Below are 12,637 nucleotides of genomic sequence, written 5' to 3'. Positions count from 1 at the left end.
TGCTAAATATTACAAAGAGATATAACATGTGACTCATAACTTAGTGAATGCGTAATAACTTAGTTATAATGGTTGAGTTGCCAGTTTTTGGATAAGTACTGCTAGGGTTGTTTATGAAAATAAGTGGTTTTACTATTATTGAATTGGTCGTTGTTATTGTCATTCTTGGAGTATTAGCTGTGACTACCGCTCCTAAATTTTTGAATATTACAACTGATGCTCATGTGGCTAAAAACAATGCTACAGGAGCCGCGTTTAAAAGTGCTATTCAATTGGTGCACTCTAAAGCAATGATATTAAGTAGTGGAAGAGCCGCTAACGATTTACAGATATTTGGTAATGATTCTTCTGGTCAATTAGATATCAATGCTAATGGATTTCCTGTTCAACAATATTTTCGTGATGAAGAAAACCCACAATTAAATAACGGGCGTGACTGTGAAGCGGTTTGGAACACTATACTTGATGATGCCCCAACGGTGTCTAATTCTGCTGATAGTAGTAAATCGGTTTACCAAGCAACTTATATTAAAAATGATCAATGTTTATATAAATACAACTTACTTCCAACGCTCTCGATTTATTATGACTCCCGTAATGGGCAGGTCATTATAGATAATAATCCTGACGATTAATGTGGTTAGATACTCTCACTTCAGTTAACCCTTGCCGTTTTAGCAAAAGCGGAAGTACTGGCGGCTGCAATTGCGAGGCTAGATAAACGAGCCTCGCGGATATTTTTGATCGGGGAAAACTATTTAAGTTTGGATAAGATTTCTAACGCATGGCAGCGTTTGTCTTGATCGTAGACATCGTTAGTAAAAATGAACTCATCGACACCCAATTGTTTGACTAACATTTCCAAGCGATGCTGGATGGTGGTCGGGCTGCCCATAATCGAGAGGCTCAAAAAGTTATCGACATACGCTTCTTCTTGTTCACTCCAAAGTCCTTCCATACTGTCTATTGGCGGTTGTAGCCATAATGCTTCACCGCGAATTAATGCCAAGATTCTTTGTTTAGACGTGGTACTTAAAAATTTTGCTTCTTCATCTGTGTCTGCTGCAACTAAAGGCAGTGCCAGCATTACATACGGTTTATCTAACACTTCGGATGGTTGGAATTGGTCACGATAAATAGTCAGTGCTTCGTGTAAAAATCGAGGTGCGAAATGACCAGCAAACACATAAGGCAAACCTCGTTGTGCGGCAAGCTGTGCGCTGAATAAACTCGATCCTAATAACCAAATCGGCACGTTGGTGTTTTCACCCGGAATTGCCCGCACAGCGCGTTTTTTATTGTATGGACCGAGATAATTTTGCAGCTGCGCGACTTCGTCTGGAAAACGATCGGCGCGGCGTTCATCTCGATTTAAAGCTCGGCTGGTGGTGGGATCGCTGCCAGGTGCTCGGCCTAATCCTAAATCGATCCGGTTTGGATAAAGACTTTCTAAAGTGCCAAATTGTTCCGCTACCACTAAAGGTGGATGGTTGGGTAGCATGATACCGCCAGCGCCAACTCGAATATGTTGAGTGTTAGCCGCAATATAACCGATTAATACTGAGGTGGCAGAACTAGCGATACCTTCCATATTATGATGTTCGGCAAACCAAAATCGATTAAAACCTAATTGCTCAGCTGCTTGTGCGTATTCCAAACTGTTTTTTAGAGTTTCCCCTACGCTTGAATCAGGACGCATTGGAGCGAGCTCTAATAATGAAAAGGGGATAGATGAAAGTGATGACATAAGAATACCCATATTAGGATGAATCTTAATAACATACAGTTAACGGGTTCGAAGCGATAGTGAATTGGTATGACTTTAATGAATGTGATGGATGCGTTTAAATCACGTTGTATGTATTCCTTATAATATGTCCTCACTCAATTGCAACGCAGCATTAAAAATGCAATTAATTTAATTATTGTGTACAATTTATAGGTAATAAGTTGATGAGAATAATAATACTGAGGAGTGTAAATAATGGCATGGAATGTCTATTTGTCTGGTGAGATTCATACTGATTGGCGTACACAGATCATTCAAGGTTGTGAGAGCAAAGGCCTTGATATTACTTTCAGTTCGGCTGTAACTGATCATGAAAGCAGTGATGCGGCAGGTGATGCTTTAGGTGTCGAAGATCAATCATTTTGGCGAGATCATAAGTCCGCTAAAATTAATGCGATTCGAATTCAAAACCAAATTAAGCAATGTGATTTGGCGATTATTCGTTTTGGTGAAAAATATAAACAATGGAATGCAGCTTTTGATGCTGGCTATTGCGCAGCGCTTGATAAGCCTTATATTACCTTTCATGCTGAAGACATCATTCATCCGTTAAAAGAAGTGGATGCTAGTGCACAGGCATGGGCTACGAATACTAACCAAATAGTTGAAATATTAGAATATTTATTAACTAATAAGTAAATTATTTTTTGCACATAAATCATCGGAAACAGAGGGTTTATGTGCAAATTAAAAAGCTAGCGGAAGGTTTGCCCTGATATATCGGGATGATAGAGCGGCTGTATAACATTCCCTGCTGGATCAGTACAATGGAAGCTGCGTGCTCCATCACCATGATCATGTGGTGTATCGAGTAAAGGGACACCTTGAGATTGTAGGAATTCGAACCAATTTTGCAGATCTTGTTTTGAATCGACAATAAATCCGAAATGATCCAGTGATTGTTTCTGATTTTCTTGAGCATGGTGTGCTCGTCCAAGCGATAAATTATCATTACCACAACTCAGGTAAATCAAGTTGTCGTTGGCTTTTCTTAAAATATCCATCCCCATTATTTCATGATAGAAATGCACACATTCTTCAAAAGGATGTACGGTTAACGCTAGATGTCTTAATCCATTGAATGGCTTCGGTCGATTCATTATCCCACCTATTAAGTTTATTTGTATTTCTTGTTGTGTACAATTATAGGTAAATTTCAATAAAATACCACTTTGTTTAGATGATTAAACTCAGGCAAGATAGGTAGTATTCATAGTCGAAGAGAAGGAAATAGTATGTTTTGTATTTTTGTAAAAAATGAAGTTAAAGCTGGATGCCGTGAACAATATTTGTCGATTATAAAAGAGAACGCGAAAGCTTCAGTCGAAAATGAAGAAGGTTGTATCGTTTTTGATGTGTTAAATGATCAAACCAACGATCATCACTTTTATTTATATGAAATTTACAGTGACGAAAGCGCACTTTCTGAGCATAAAATAGCGCCGCATTATATTGAAAGCCGTAAATATTTGGGTGATATTGTTGAAGCGGTTTCTGTCATTCGTTGTGATGTGTTAGAAAAAAATTAACGAATCTACCCATCTACCCTGAAGCTGCAGTTTTGTGAGTCACTTTTGCTTAGAGCTATTCTTAGAGCAACTAAGTGTATGGCTTGACGTTTCACTTACTTGCAGCCTCAGTATAAACCTCATTTATTCTTTTTGTTACGAAGAAAAGATTGGAATGGTTCTGGCTTGTAGTATAAGTAGCCTTGTAAGTGTTCTACACCACGTTTAATTAAATAATTTGCTTGAGTTTGTGTTTCTACCCCTTCTGCTGTCACTGGGACTTTTAGTCTATTGGCTAAATCGAGCATATTATCAATAATGTCGCCGCTCAATGCTTGATGCGGAAATCCATCAATAAAACTTTTATCAATTTTGATGCCATCAATTTGGAAATCGCGGATATTTTCAAGGCTTGAATATCCAGTTCCAAAATCATCTATTGAAATACCCACTCCGATATTATGGAGCTTCTCAATAGCATCAATCGTGTCTTGCTCATGATTGATGATTTGCCTTTCGGTGATTTCTAACACAATATTAATTCGTTTTAGATCGGGATTTTTTGAAAACTGTTCACAGTGTTCAATTAATTTATCGGAATGCTCTTTAGACAATTGGCTAGGGCAAATATTAATACTTAACTCAAAGTCAGTAGTAAAGAATTGATGGTTTTTTTTGCAAAGTTGATACACATCATCGATTAAATCTAATGTCATTGGGATGATCATTCCAGTTTCTTCCGCTGTCGGAATAAAAGTATCGGGGTAAATCAATTTTGTATGGCGTTGCCATCGCATTAAGATTTCACAGCCAGATATTTTACCATCATGATCAACGATTGCTTGTGCGTATGGAGTGAACTCTCGCCGTATGATCGCTTTTTTCATGGCACTTTTTAGTACCCGTTTTTCTTGATAAATGAAGTAATAAAAAGAGGATATTAAGGCGCCTAGTGCTAACAATACAACGAGCAAAGGGTTTGCATAAAGGTTGTCTATTGCAAAGGATGAGTAGCTAATATTAGAGCTAATTGATAAAGGCGTACGAGAGGAATGCAGGTGCAAAGTATCAAGGTTTAACTTGGTCGTGAGTATTCCATTATCGTTTACCCATCCTTGCTTTGTATAAATATGAAAAGGGACTTTTTCTGCAAGTAGATTGATAACGCCTAAAAAGTTAAAGCCATGTAAGGTGGCGATAATGGTTAAGTGATCTTTCTGGCCTTTCACTATAATGATCGTCTCTCCAGGGGCTGCGTATTGGGAAGAGAACAAATTAACGCCGACTAAATGTGCAGAAGAACTTTCTTTACCTACCATTTGAGGGTAAGAAGAACAAATTATTTGGTCGTTTTTAATTATATTAATCGTTTGAATGCTTGGCTTTTCGACCAGTATATACCCATTCAACCTGAAGTTGCAGGTTTCAATACCTGAAAATTATCATTAATTCGAGACATTAGTGAGCTTGCAACTTCAGGTAAAGTCACATCAAAAAATGTATCGATGGCATCCTTAAAGGATGCTTTTGTGGGGAAATAAACATTATTTCGAGCATATTCATGCATTACCTTCCATAGCCGCTCTATAGGATTTAAATTTGGGCTGTAAGGAGGCAAATAATGAAGTTCAATATTGAGCATCAACGCAAAATCTTTGACCAACTGACTACGGTGATAGCCGGCACCATCTAAAATAATGTGTATTTTTTGCTCTAACGGATAATGCTCTTTCTTGAGTTTCCAGAAGAAACGAATAATATTTTCACTGTTAATTGTGTCATAACTCTCAACCACTGTGGCTGAAAGATTGGTCAAGTTTAACGCTCCCACATAGTTCAGCCGAGTACGGCTACCTGTAGTTTCAATCACTTTATCTTCACCTTTACGGATCCAACCATAAGTGATTTTAGTGGCCTGACTTGGATGCACTGCATCCATGAATAAGATAGGCTCACCGCGCTGTTTTAGTTCGCGATAGTATTCAATGAAAACTTCCTGAGCTTCAGGGTTAAACTTATGAGGAACACCGTTAGGTTGCTTATAAGAAAAACCATTGTGATGTAGCCATTTATTCATACCGGCAACAGTATAAGTGACTTGAAATTCAGACCGAACATAATCAACAATTTGATGGGTATGAAAATAAGTATTCTCAGTTAAGTGTTCAATGAGTGCCATCGTTTCCATTGCATTGAGCTTACTCTGAGAACCACCATTTTCTGGTGTGAGTTTTTCAGATTCTAAGTAATCATTGATATGACGAGTAACGGTGGTTTCATGAATTCGCAAAGCTTGCGAAATCATAGAATTTGACCAACCTTCAGATGCGAGTAAGACCGCTTTAATGCGGTCACAAACGCGACAGTCACGAGATGAGTCGTGCATTCGCTCAAGTTGCTTCTTTTTTTGGTTGGATAGTTCTATTTTCATGTTCGTTAGCATGATCCTGTTAAAGGCAAAAATCAAGCATCTTCAATGATCACGGGTATAGATAAGATTTTTGGCTGGGAGTCAGCGCAATTTTCAGTCGCAATATTAAGCATCTGGTCTACCGCAGACTGTGCCCGTTCAATTTGTCCATCGAGTAAATTGATAGACAGTTGCATACGTTCTAGCGTGTTAGCTCGGTAATTATAAACAGCCTGAATTGTCAGTGTGGCTATGCCAATACTAAAAAAAAGAATAAAAATAATACTACAATGAATGATTTTTAGTCGTAAAAATGGACTAGATTGAAAGACAGCCATATAAAAAAGCCCCACTTACCTTAACGTATACGGCACGAGTATTTTTGGTCTGTAACACATTCATTTTCCAACATTTCTCGTGAGAATAGTGAAGTGTAGCGCATTTTTTTTTCTGATAAATAGAAATTATGTCAATCTTGAAATAATTAATAATTTTTCATCTAACTTCTGGCTTATCTTCAGTATTTTAAGGGCGCGGTAGCTTAAATTTTACCTTTATTTTCTTCGATTACATTTTCACTCAAGCTAAGTAAGTGTTTGGTTGCTTGCATATATTGCGGATAACGACTGAATTCTTGCTGTTTTTCCTCCGTCATTTGAGATAAATCGTCCGGCATTCTCCAATACAGTTTTGAGGTATAAAGCATTGCTAATAATGGTTTATGGATTTGTTGTTCATAAGCCAACGCAAGGTTTTCTAAGATTTCCTCACGCTCTGATTCACTCATTATCGGTTTTTCTAGCCCCTTTATGGCATCAATATAAGATTGGTTTTGACTAAGAGAGGTCATTACAGATTGATTATTTTTAGCTAGATCGACTAATGATCCTTTGATAAGGAAGCGCCAATTATCTTGGGTAAGATCGCTATTAGTAATATTGTTGATGTCATTTTTTATTTTCTGTTCGATAATTTTCTGAGCTTTTTTCAGCACAGGTTTTACGGTATGAAAAGGAAGTTGATACTCACAAGCTAATTCAACAATTAAAGCATGGAAGCCACCGTTAGGAAGATGAAGATTAGACTTGAATATTGCGAGTGCTTCTTCTTGTTGTGCTGTCATTTGGGTCATGTATGAATGCTTTGTTAGAGATATTGATGGTGAGTATTATTACATGCTATTAAAAGGTTGTTGACTCTTAATGTTGAAAAACTTCGCTGGAATTTCTTCTTAAACCCTTCTTGACTTAAAGTGGGATTTGATGGTTTTACGGTTAAAGAAAAGGTTAACAAATGTGATGCTTAGTATATATTTTGGCTAATAACAGATAACATAAGGTTTTTAAGATTAGCTCTGGAAAGTCTATTATATGCTGACGTTTTTTAAAGACTTACTAACCCACTATGACATTGAAGTATCAAGATTTATTAATGTTGTAGAAGCCCTTGGTTTGATTGTTCTGATATCGATTGTTATCCATATTGTGCTTCATCGAGGTGTCTTAGTCTGGATAAAGTATCGTATAGATAAATCAAAAATAACTTGGCGCTATGTGTTATTTCGCGGCAAATTGTTTAACCATATTGCTTTGTTGATTCAAGGGATCGTGATCGCCATTCAAACCAATTTATGGCTTTCAGCAGACAGTGCGTTTCGCGACGTCATTTTAACCGTCGTTGGGTTGTGGATTATTTGGTTTGCCATGTTGTCTCTATTTTCCTTACTTAATGTTGTTGATACCGCACTTAATCGCACTCAAATTGGTCGTGACATGCCAGTGCGAGGGATTATCCAAAGTATAAAAATTATTGTTTTTATTGTTGCATCTTTCCTATTTGCGTCTGTTTTATTCGGTAAGTCTCCCTTAATCCTATTGAGCGGGTTTGGGGCAATGACGGCTGTCTTTATGTTAGTCTTCAAAGATCCGATTTTAGGTTTTGTTGCTGGGGTACAACTCTCAGCCAATAAGATGCTTAGCGTTGGAGATTGGCTAGAAATGCCTAAATATGGTGCAGATGGTGCAGTTATTGATATCAGTTTAACAACAGTGAAAGTCCAAAACTGGGATAAAACAATTACCACAATTCCCGCTTATGCCCTAATTTCAGATTCGTTTAAAAACTGGAAAGGAATGACGGAGTCTGGTGGTCGACGCATAAAGCGTAGCGTGTTGATTGATGCCACCAGTGTGCATTTTATTAATAAAGAAGAAACGTTAAGTTTGAGTAAAACGCACTTTTTAGAAACTTATATTAAAACGAAAGTTGAAGAGGTGTCTGTTTACAACCAACAGAATAATATCGACGATACAAATCTTATCAATGGCCGTCGTTTAACTAATATTGGTAGCTTCCGTGCTTATCTCGAACATTATCTCTTAGCTCATCAAAATATTCGTAAGGATATGACATTAATGGTGAGGCAATTACCGCCCACTCATGAAGGAATATCGATTGAGCTTTATTGTTTTACGGATACCACTGCATGGGTTGAGTACGAAGGCATTCAATCTGATATTTTTGATCATTTGTATGCGGTACTACCAGAGTTTAATTTAAAGATTGCGCAAGCGCCAACGGGCAGTGATTTCCGTTCTTGGAATGAGAGTAAGCATTCTAAGTAAATGATCTTTAAAGAGGTGTTTTAATCGATTCTGCACTGGCGACAAAAAACACTTTTATCTCACGGCTATCGACTCACCGTTCAGAAATTGCCTGAAGGGTTTCATCGCCGTGCTTAATACTATTTATTCTCCTTCTTCTTGCTTAACCTTCTTTTCAATTCCATACCTTTGAATATTGTTGACCTTACCGCAAGGTCATACTTTATGTTGTTTAAAAGCGATGTTGTTTACAAATAAACAATATGAATTAAATGACTTGTACCTCAAGGGGATAATATGGAACGTCGAGAGTTTATCAAAAAATCTGCAATCGCAAGTGTTGCGCTAACCACTATCAATACACCTTATGCATGGGCGACTTCTTCAAAAAATTCAAATTCAGGCACACTAAAGAACCAGCCATCATTGCCTATTCCTCCTTTATTGGATACCAACTCAGAACACATCACTCAACTGACGGTACAATCTGGTTTTTCTCAGTTTATGGGGAATACTCAAACAAAAACCTCCGGTATCAATGGCGCATTTTTAGGCCCAGCGTTGAAAGTACGTAGTGGCGATATTGCTAATTTACAGGTTAATAATCAGTTAGATGAAACCATCACTTTACACTGGCATGGACTTGATATCGCTGGTCAATACGATGGTGGTCCACATCAAAAAATTAAAGCCAATGAGCGTTGGAATATTCAACTACCCGTTAATCAACCGGCTGCAACATGCTGGTTTCACCCACATCAAGTACCACAAACCGCAGAGTTGGTCATGCAGGGCATTGCAGGATTAATTGTTATCGAGGATGAGGTTAGCGATCAGCTTAATCTGCCATCTACGTGGGGCGTTGATGATATTCCGGTCATTATCCAAGACAGAAAATTCGATGCACAAGGTCAATTTGACTATGAATTACTGGATATTGTTAATGTAGCAATGGGTTTTGCTGGTGATACTTTATTGATTAATGGTGCTATTCATCCAAAGATTGATGTGCCTCAAGGCTGGGTTCGTTTGCGCTTCTTGAACGGCTCAAATGCTCGTAGTTATCAATTGGCGACATCAGATCAACGTGAATTCTATGTTATTGCGTCAGACTCTGGTTTTCTGGAAAAGCCAGTACCACTTAAACAATTACATTTAGTCGCTGGTGAGCGTTATGAAATCCTTGTGAACATTGAAGGTGATAAACCTTTTGATCTTGTGACTTTACCTTTGCATCAAATGGGTATGATGATGCCTCCGTTTAACCAAACCGTACCATTTTTGACTCTTAACCCTCAAAAGACTCAAGGTAAAGGTGAGCTTCCGAAAAAAATGGTAGAGATCGAGCGTTACCAAGCTCAAGACGCTAAAGTGAAGAGAGAAATTGTTTTGGAGATGGGCGAAAATCTTGACTCCCAAGCGATGATGTTAATGATGAAAAGAAAATCAGCATTGACTCAGCGAATGGCAATGGCGCATGGACATCATATGAATGATAAAAATGTTACTCTGCTGACTAAAGATGAGTTAAAAGATATCAATCGCATCAATGGTCAACCCTTTGACATGCAACGTATAGATTTAGACGTTAAACAAGGGCAGTTAGAACATTGGGTTATCAGCCAAGGTAATGACATGATGTTGCACCCATTTCATATACATGGATGCCGTTTCCAAGTGTTATCGATGAATGGTGAGCGACCAGCCCCTCATCTTTCTGGTTGGAAAGACACGATTGCCGTCTTACCCAAAGGAAAAACTGAGATTTTAGTACAATTTAATCATTTGGCCGATAAACATTATCCCTATATGGCGCATTGTCATATTTTAGAGCATGAAGATACCGGGATGATGATGCAATTTACTGTCTCTTAATCTATTAACATGAATGACAAGGTATCGTGATGTTTTTATTGAGGTTGGCGGATATTTTTTGAGTATACTTTTATAATATAAGTAGGGCATAAACTAGTGACAAAAACTTCAATATTAATAACAGGTTGCAGTAGTGGGATTGGCCGCTATTGCGCAGAGCAGCTACATCAGGCTGGTTATCAAGTGATTGCCAGTTGTCGAAAAATTGAGGATGTGGGTGAACTTAAAGCATTAGGCTTACATTGTATTCAGTTAGATGTTACCGATACAGGTTCTGTTCACGCGGCATTAGAACAAACAATGCAAATTACTGGTGGCAGGCTTGATGTCCTGTTTAACAACGCAGGTTATGGTCAAGGTGGGGCAATAGAAGATCTGCCGACCGATGCACTACGAGCACAATTTGAAACGAACCTGTTTGGCTTGCATGAATTAACCCGCGCGGTGATCCCATTAATGCTAAAACAAGGGCATGGCAAAATTGTGCAAGACAGCTCTGTATTGGGGTTGGTGGCAATGAAATATCGTGGTGCGTATGTCGCCAGTAAATTTGCATTGGAAGGTTATACCGATGCGCTGCGTTTGGAATTGATGGATACCAATCTTGCGGTGAGCCTAATTGAGCCGGGTCCGATTGCCAGTCAGTTTAGAGCAAATTCATTCAAAGCCGTGCAGCAAAATATTGATGTTGAAGGATCTCGCCATCGAGATAATTACCAGAAAACATTAGCACGATTGGGAAGCGAAAAATCGTCTACCCCTTTTACTCTAGGGCCAGAAGCAGTATTAAAACAGTTGCAAAAAATCTTAGACAGCAAGCAACCAAAACCACGATATTATGTGACAAAGGCGACGTATATTTTTGGTTATCTGCGCCGAATTTTATCTTCAAGCATGTTAGATAAAATTGTTGGTAAAGGCAGCTAAACTGATAAACACGATCGGTTTAAAGCCGTGTAATGGCTAGCTTAAATCGTGATTAATTTTATCTAACAATTGAATTAATTGTGTGGCTTCTTGCTGATCGATACTTGGAAATTGACAGCGAATTTTTTCAGGGATATCGGCGGCTTGGCGTTGCAGTTTTTTCCCCTCGGCAAGTAATGTCACCATTTTTTTGCGTCCATCATGCTGATCTTTGACTATAATTAATAACGACTTATCCGTCATCTTTTTCAACATTTGTGTCATTGCGCTGCCGTCTATAGCGGTTTTTTCTAATAATTCTGCAATACTGATATTGTCCTTCTCCCACAGCGCCATCATCACAATATACTGCGGATAAGTGAGATTAATATCCCCTAAAGCCTCTCGGTATGCACGTACGATGCTGTTAGAAGCCATGTACAAGCGATGACAGATTTGATTATCAAGTTTGAGTTGTGGGTAATTCATGTGCGATCTCTGATTATTGATACCTTTATTTTAATTTGCATGCAAACTATTTGCAATTTTTAATTTGTTGGTCTAATCTATTTTGCATGCAAAGTAATTGAGTCCATTTTATTGGGCTACATAATTTTAAACAAGATATCAATAACAGGAGTTAACATGAACGTATTACAAAGTGTCGCTTATACTGCAAAAGCAACGGCAACTGGTGGTCGTGAAGGATCAGCAAAATCAGATGATGGTCGTTTAGATGTTGCACTTTCAACACCAAAGGGTTTGGGTGGCGATGATGGTCAAGGTACGAACCCTGAGCAATTGTTTGCAGCCGGTTACGCAGCCTGCTTTATCGGTGCACTAAAATTAGTCGCTGGCCAAGAAAAAGTGACACTACCGAAAGATACACACATTGATTCAGAAGTGTCGATTGGCCCAATTGAAGGCGGTTTTGGAATCGCAGTGAAATTGGCAATATCGGTAGGGGATTTAGATAAAGCCACAGCCCAAGCATTAGTTGAAAAAGCGCATCAAGTTTGCCCATATTCAAACGCAACGCGCGGTAATGTTTCGGTTGAACTATCGGTAATTTAATCGCTTAAGTTAAGATCTAAGTCTTAATAAAAACACCAAGGACGAACGCTTTAAGCCGTTTGTCCTTGGTGTTTTTATTTGTGATTATTTTTTATGCCTTTATAATCTGCGCACTGATGAGCTTGGTTGAAACTCGAGCTATTTTTATTCTGTGAATACCTTTATTTGCCCATCCTTTTGTTTATTGAAAGCTTATTCTTGAAGACATTAAATTGATTATGTGTGTGGTATAAACATGTTCGTGCTTGATAATAGAACCCTTCTTATTGTTATTGTCCTCATTTCTATTGGTTCGGCTATTGCACTGACTTTTCTTTGGCGAGTCCAGAATCAGCGTAATGGTGTTGGATTTTGGGCTAGTGGGATGTCGCTGATTGCATTGGCAAGCCTTTTTGTTGCGGGTCGAGATTATATACCCAATTAACTTGAAGTTGCAGATTTTAGAACGTGAAAATTATCATTAATTCGAGAG

The 12,637-nt window shown here is 38.3% G+C and carries 15 protein-coding genes; 8 read left to right on the top strand and 7 right to left on the bottom strand.

What is annotated here, in order from left to right; translation table 11 throughout:
• Nucleotides 1-113: 113 nt before the first annotated feature.
• Entirely contained in the window at nucleotides 114-635 is a 522-nt protein-coding gene (locus FH976_RS16105; RefSeq protein ID WP_194090989.1) for a prepilin-type N-terminal cleavage/methylation domain-containing protein, read from the top strand.
• A 119-nt stretch (nucleotides 636-754) separates the two neighbouring features.
• On the opposite strand, the gene FH976_RS11440 is transcribed toward FH976_RS16105, so the two are convergent.
• Nucleotides 755-1,747, bottom strand: a complete 993-nt coding sequence (locus FH976_RS11440; protein ID WP_194090988.1) for an LLM class flavin-dependent oxidoreductase — start codon at nucleotides 1,745-1,747, stop codon at nucleotides 755-757.
• A gap of 237 nt (nucleotides 1,748-1,984) precedes the next feature.
• Here FH976_RS11440 and FH976_RS11435 point away from each other — a divergent pair, with 237 nt between their 5' ends.
• Complete coding sequence (locus tag FH976_RS11435) at nucleotides 1,985-2,428, top strand: YtoQ family protein (RefSeq protein ID WP_194090987.1); 444 nt, start codon at nucleotides 1,985-1,987, stop codon at nucleotides 2,426-2,428.
• A 56-nt stretch (nucleotides 2,429-2,484) separates the two neighbouring features.
• On the opposite strand, the gene FH976_RS11430 is transcribed toward FH976_RS11435, so the two are convergent.
• On the bottom strand, nucleotides 2,485-2,889 hold the full coding sequence (locus FH976_RS11430; protein WP_194090986.1) for a VOC family protein: 405 nt from the start codon (nucleotides 2,887-2,889) through the stop codon (nucleotides 2,485-2,487).
• A 135-nt stretch (nucleotides 2,890-3,024) separates the two neighbouring features.
• On the opposite strand from FH976_RS11430, the gene FH976_RS11425 reads away from it, so the two are divergent.
• A complete protein-coding gene (locus FH976_RS11425) occupies nucleotides 3,025-3,318 on the top strand; it encodes a putative quinol monooxygenase (protein ID WP_194090985.1) in 294 nt (97 codons plus the stop codon).
• Between the two features lie 119 nt (nucleotides 3,319-3,437).
• Here FH976_RS11425 and FH976_RS11420 read toward each other — a convergent pair whose 3' ends face one another.
• The 4 genes from FH976_RS11420 to FH976_RS11405 all read right to left on the bottom strand — a co-directional run bounded on the left by FH976_RS11420 (nucleotide 3,438) and on the right by FH976_RS11405 (nucleotide 6,839).
• Complete coding sequence (locus FH976_RS11420) at nucleotides 3,438-4,616, bottom strand: EAL domain-containing protein (protein WP_194090984.1); 1,179 nt, start codon at nucleotides 4,614-4,616, stop codon at nucleotides 3,438-3,440.
• Between the two features lie 86 nt (nucleotides 4,617-4,702).
• Nucleotides 4,703-5,728: an IS630 family transposase gene (locus FH976_RS11415; RefSeq protein WP_194090983.1), complete on the bottom strand. Its 1,026-nt coding sequence runs from the start codon at nucleotides 5,726-5,728 to the stop codon at nucleotides 4,703-4,705.
• 32 nt (nucleotides 5,729-5,760) lie between these two features.
• Entirely contained in the window at nucleotides 5,761-6,045 is a 285-nt protein-coding gene (locus tag FH976_RS11410) for a hypothetical protein (RefSeq protein ID WP_194090982.1), read from the bottom strand.
• A gap of 203 nt (nucleotides 6,046-6,248) precedes the next feature.
• The gene (locus FH976_RS11405; RefSeq protein WP_194090981.1) at nucleotides 6,249-6,839 is read right to left on the bottom strand and encodes a hypothetical protein; all 591 of its coding nucleotides are present in this window, start codon (nucleotides 6,837-6,839) and stop codon (nucleotides 6,249-6,251) included.
• A 238-nt stretch (nucleotides 6,840-7,077) separates the two neighbouring features.
• Between FH976_RS11405 and FH976_RS11400 the strand changes: the two genes are divergently transcribed.
• From FH976_RS11400 to FH976_RS11390, 3 genes are all read left to right on the top strand, one after another.
• Complete coding sequence (locus FH976_RS11400; protein WP_194090980.1) at nucleotides 7,078-8,331, top strand: mechanosensitive ion channel family protein; 1,254 nt, start codon at nucleotides 7,078-7,080, stop codon at nucleotides 8,329-8,331.
• Nucleotides 8,332-8,607: 276 nt separating this feature from the next.
• Nucleotides 8,608-10,185 carry a multicopper oxidase CueO gene (cueO, locus tag FH976_RS11395; RefSeq protein ID WP_194090979.1) on the top strand — a complete coding sequence of 526 codons (1,578 nt, stop codon included), beginning with the start codon at nucleotides 8,608-8,610 and terminating at the stop codon, nucleotides 10,183-10,185.
• A 96-nt stretch (nucleotides 10,186-10,281) separates the two neighbouring features.
• Nucleotides 10,282-11,112: an SDR family oxidoreductase gene (locus FH976_RS11390; RefSeq protein WP_194090978.1), complete on the top strand. Its 831-nt coding sequence runs from the start codon at nucleotides 10,282-10,284 to the stop codon at nucleotides 11,110-11,112.
• A 36-nt stretch (nucleotides 11,113-11,148) separates the two neighbouring features.
• Here FH976_RS11390 and FH976_RS11385 read toward each other — a convergent pair whose 3' ends face one another.
• Nucleotides 11,149-11,580, bottom strand: coding sequence for a MarR family winged helix-turn-helix transcriptional regulator (locus tag FH976_RS11385; protein ID WP_194090977.1), 432 nt, complete (start codon nucleotides 11,578-11,580; stop codon nucleotides 11,149-11,151).
• A 156-nt stretch (nucleotides 11,581-11,736) separates the two neighbouring features.
• On the opposite strand from FH976_RS11385, the gene FH976_RS11380 reads away from it, so the two are divergent.
• The gene (locus FH976_RS11380; protein ID WP_194090976.1) at nucleotides 11,737-12,165 is read left to right on the top strand and encodes an organic hydroperoxide resistance protein; all 429 of its coding nucleotides are present in this window, start codon (nucleotides 11,737-11,739) and stop codon (nucleotides 12,163-12,165) included.
• Nucleotides 12,166-12,400: 235 nt separating this feature from the next.
• The gene (locus FH976_RS11375) at nucleotides 12,401-12,589 is read left to right on the top strand and encodes a hypothetical protein (protein WP_194090975.1); all 189 of its coding nucleotides are present in this window, start codon (nucleotides 12,401-12,403) and stop codon (nucleotides 12,587-12,589) included.
• Nucleotides 12,590-12,637: the final 48 nt, after the last annotated feature.

The sequence above is a fragment of the Vibrio hibernica genome, from assembly GCF_015223435.1.
GTDB lineage: Bacteria > Pseudomonadota > Gammaproteobacteria > Enterobacterales > Vibrionaceae > Vibrio > Vibrio hibernica.
The sequence above is the reverse complement of the archived record's forward strand: the minus strand, read 5'-3'. Positions and strand labels throughout refer to the sequence as shown.

Excerpts from the sequence above, each read along its gene's own strand:
- FH976_RS16105 (WP_194090989.1), top strand. The coding sequence starts at position 114 with ATGAAAATAAGTGGTTTTACTATTATTGAATTGGTCGTTGTTATTGTC.
- FH976_RS11440 (WP_194090988.1), bottom strand. The coding sequence starts at position 1,747 with ATGTCATCACTTTCATCTATCCCCTTTTCATTATTAGAGCTCGCTCCA.
- FH976_RS11435 (WP_194090987.1), top strand. The coding sequence starts at position 1,985 with ATGGCATGGAATGTCTATTTGTCTGGTGAGATTCATACTGATTGGCGT.
- FH976_RS11430 (WP_194090986.1), bottom strand. The coding sequence starts at position 2,889 with ATGAATCGACCGAAGCCATTCAATGGATTAAGACATCTAGCGTTAACC.
- FH976_RS11425 (WP_194090985.1), top strand. The coding sequence starts at position 3,025 with ATGTTTTGTATTTTTGTAAAAAATGAAGTTAAAGCTGGATGCCGTGAA.
- FH976_RS11420 (WP_194090984.1), bottom strand. The coding sequence starts at position 4,616 with ATGGTAGGTAAAGAAAGTTCTTCTGCACATTTAGTCGGCGTTAATTTG.
- FH976_RS11415 (WP_194090983.1), bottom strand. The coding sequence starts at position 5,728 with ATGAAAATAGAACTATCCAACCAAAAAAAGAAGCAACTTGAGCGAATG.
- FH976_RS11410 (WP_194090982.1), bottom strand. The coding sequence starts at position 6,045 with ATGGCTGTCTTTCAATCTAGTCCATTTTTACGACTAAAAATCATTCAT.
- FH976_RS11405 (WP_194090981.1), bottom strand. The coding sequence starts at position 6,839 with ATGACCCAAATGACAGCACAACAAGAAGAAGCACTCGCAATATTCAAG.
- FH976_RS11400 (WP_194090980.1), top strand. The coding sequence starts at position 7,078 with ATGCTGACGTTTTTTAAAGACTTACTAACCCACTATGACATTGAAGTA.
- cueO (WP_194090979.1), top strand. The coding sequence starts at position 8,608 with ATGGAACGTCGAGAGTTTATCAAAAAATCTGCAATCGCAAGTGTTGCG.
- FH976_RS11385 (WP_194090977.1), bottom strand. The coding sequence starts at position 11,580 with ATGAATTACCCACAACTCAAACTTGATAATCAAATCTGTCATCGCTTG.
- FH976_RS11380 (WP_194090976.1), top strand. The coding sequence starts at position 11,737 with ATGAACGTATTACAAAGTGTCGCTTATACTGCAAAAGCAACGGCAACT.
- FH976_RS11375 (WP_194090975.1), top strand. The coding sequence starts at position 12,401 with ATGTTCGTGCTTGATAATAGAACCCTTCTTATTGTTATTGTCCTCATT.